Here is a 2,723-nt window from a genome sequence, read left to right on the forward strand (position 1 = left end):
CGTAAGCGGTGATTTCAGCACACCGAATAAAGAATCGTTTGCGACAGACGGGCAAGCGCAGCCGTACCGCGACGGTCGGGGTCAACCGACGATGTCCGCGTCGAGGTGATCAGCCTGCGCGTGGGCCAGCATGCCTACGCGCATTCAGTTCGTCAGCCGGTCTCTTCCTTTTCCTGTTGTTGCCGGGCGTAATTGAACGGCAGAAGGTCGGTTACATCTGCATCCGGCGCACGCTGCGGCAACTCGGTGAGTACGTGTAGCAGGTAGTCGTATGGCTCAACGCCGCAGGCTCTGCACGTCAACATCAGGCTGTACACCGTCGCGCTCGCTTTTGCGCCATCAACTGTGTCGCTGAACAGCCATGACTTTCTCGAAGTGGCAAACGGTCTGATGTCACGTTCGCAAACATTATTATCGATGGGGGCGCAACCATCGGTGACGTAGCGGCTCAGATATTGCCACTGGTTGCGTGTATAGGCGATTGCCTTGCCGAGCAGACTCTGGGGCAGTACCTTGGGCGCCAGTTCGTCGAGCCACGCCTTGAAGGCCTCGAGCACCGGCACGCTATGCTTTTGCCGCAAGCCATATGTGTAATCAGCGCGCGTCTGGCCATCAGGCAGTTCGCCCTTGGCGAGCGCCTCGACACGGTACAGGGCCTGGAAGTATTCGAGCGCTTTCGCCACACGAGCGTTAGGTATCTTCTGTTTGCCGGAGTCCGTTTTTTTCTCGGCCGCCTTGTCCGCCTTGACGAACAGCCTCCGGGCGTGCGCGACGCATCCGAAGTGCGTGGCCTTTTTGAGCGTGCGCCAGGCGCTGTAGCCGTCGCTCATCAGCATGCCGCTGTAGTCGCCGAGAAACTTCTTCGGATGTTCCTGGCCGCGCCCCGGCTGGTAGTCGAACAGCACAACGGGCTCGGCGCAGCCTTCGGCGCTGCGGTACACCCATGCATAGCTTTTGCTCTGGGCGGACCTGCCGGGCTCCTTGAGCACCTGAACCGTCGTTTCGTCACCGTGGATCAACGGCTGCGACAGCAACGTCTTGTGCAGCGCGTCGTACAGGCGGCGGTAGTGCAGTTCGCTTGGGCGGATGATCCAGTGAGCGAGCGTGCCGCGACTCACCGGAATCTGCCAGCGTGCGAGCGCGCCCTGCATCCGGTACAACGGCATGCCGTCGACGTACTTTGCGGTCGTGACCGTCGCGATCACCGACGCGTCCGCATGGCTGCCCGGAATCGGCTGCACCGGCATCGGCGCAAGCACAATCCGGGTTTGTTCGGCGTGACACTCACAGTGCCGGCAGGCCCACTTGGAGCGCACGTTCTGCCGGACCGTCCACTTGACCTCGACGTGCAGCTGCTCGCTGATGTCCTCGCCGATGCGATGCATCGGGTTACCACAGTCCACGCATGCCCTCTGGTCTTCGGGCAGGTCGTATTCGACAGGTTCACGCTTCAGGTATGTCGGCAGCGGCTTGCGTCCGCCCTTGCGCGGTTCGGGCTCGCTGTTTTGGGGCAGGCCGGTGTCGGGCAGCGCTGGCTGTGCGCCCTCGTCCTCCTCGTCGGAGGGTTCGGTCTGGGCGATCTGCTCGGCCTCGTCGAACACGCGATCCTTGCGTTTCTCGCTCTTCGGCGCGTACCGCTCGGCCTGCAGCAGACGGATCTGTTCCTCGAGCTGTTCGATGCGCTGATTCAGCTCCTCGATCTGTGCGTCGCGTTGTGCAATATCCTGTGTCGCGCGCTCTTCGAGATCGCGGATATAGCCCTTGACGACCCTGGGTATGTGCTTGAGATCAGGAGGATTCATGCGCTCCAGGATAGCGGAGCGCAGCGCGCCGTGGGTTTACGTCAATTTGTAAAAGGCCCACCCGCCGTTGTTTACGCGCGACGCGCCTTGCCGGGCGGGCTAGCTGGCGTGCTGGTAACGACGCACAGGGTGGCGGCGAAGCGCATCGATGTCGATGCCGTCGAGCAACCAGTGAAGCTGCTGCGTTGTCAGCTCGATCACCTCCTGATGCCGCCTCGGCCACACGAAATGGTCTTCCTCAAGCCGGCGCAACATCAACCAGAAACCGGTGCGCTCGTACAGCAGGAGCTTGACGCGATCGCGTTTGCGGTTGTGGAACGCATACACGGCGCGGGCGAGCGGGTCCAGTTGCATCGACTCCGTGACCAGGGCAGCAAGGGTATTGATGCCGGCGCGGAAGTCAATCGGCTCGCGGTACAGGTAGACTTTCAGGTCGTCGTCGAAGCGGAACATCAGCTGCCCCTCAACGCGTCAATCATCGTCTTGAGCAGCGCGCAATCCTGCCCGGTGCACTCGAGTTCAAGGCTCACCCCGTTGGGCAGCTGCGCCACCAGGCGCGACGGCAGCGGTGGTCGCTGTGGCGCGTGCACCCGCATCGGCGCCGCCGGTGCATCAGGTTCCGGCTGCGGCGGCATCGGCGACGCCGCCCAGCTGTCATCGCTGATCGCCACCACCGGTACAAATGCCGTGGGCAGAGCCTTCGAGTCACATGGGGCGGCGGCGCCCTTCAGACGCGCCTCGTAATTCTTGATCCAGCGGCGCAACTGGTTGGCGTTCACGCCCGCCTTCAGCGCCATACCCGCGATCGACACGCCCGGTTTCAGGCAGGCTTCAATCAGCCTCTGTTTGTCACGTTTGTCGAAAGTCCGCTTGCCTTCGACACCAACGTTGGTCGCACGCAAGGGCAAAAAATCTGCGCAG

At 62.4% G+C, this 2,723-nt stretch carries 3 protein-coding genes; all 3 read right to left on the reverse strand.

The window, feature by feature from the left end; all coding sequences use genetic code 11:
- Window positions 1-152: 152 nt before the first annotated feature.
- The 3 genes from AB4Y44_RS42120 to AB4Y44_RS42130 all read right to left on the reverse strand — a co-directional run bounded on the left by AB4Y44_RS42120 (window position 153) and on the right by AB4Y44_RS42130 (window position 2,710).
- A complete protein-coding gene (locus AB4Y44_RS42120) occupies window positions 153-1,802 on the reverse strand; it encodes an IS66 family transposase (RefSeq protein ID WP_368702784.1) in 1,650 nt (549 codons plus the stop codon).
- A gap of 99 nt (window positions 1,803-1,901) precedes the next feature.
- A complete protein-coding gene (gene tnpB, locus AB4Y44_RS42125; protein WP_342925497.1) occupies window positions 1,902-2,255 on the reverse strand; it encodes an IS66 family insertion sequence element accessory protein TnpB in 354 nt (117 codons plus the stop codon).
- Window positions 2,255-2,710, reverse strand: a complete 456-nt coding sequence (locus tag AB4Y44_RS42130) for a transposase (protein ID WP_368702785.1) — start codon at window positions 2,708-2,710, stop codon at window positions 2,255-2,257. Before AB4Y44_RS42130 ends, tnpB begins: the two co-directional genes overlap by 1 nt.
- Window positions 2,711-2,723: the final 13 nt, after the last annotated feature.

It is taken from the genome of Paraburkholderia sp. BR10937 (assembly GCF_040965695.1).
Lineage (GTDB): Bacteria > Pseudomonadota > Gammaproteobacteria > Burkholderiales > Burkholderiaceae > Paraburkholderia.

Bases quoted from the DNA above. Each gene is read 5' to 3' on its own strand.
- tnpB (WP_342925497.1), bottom strand. From the start codon at position 2,255: ATGTTCCGCTTCGACGACGACCTGAAAGTCTACCTGTACCGCGAGCCG.
- AB4Y44_RS42120 (WP_368702784.1), bottom strand. From the start codon at position 1,802: ATGAATCCTCCTGATCTCAAGCACATACCCAGGGTCGTCAAGGGCTAT.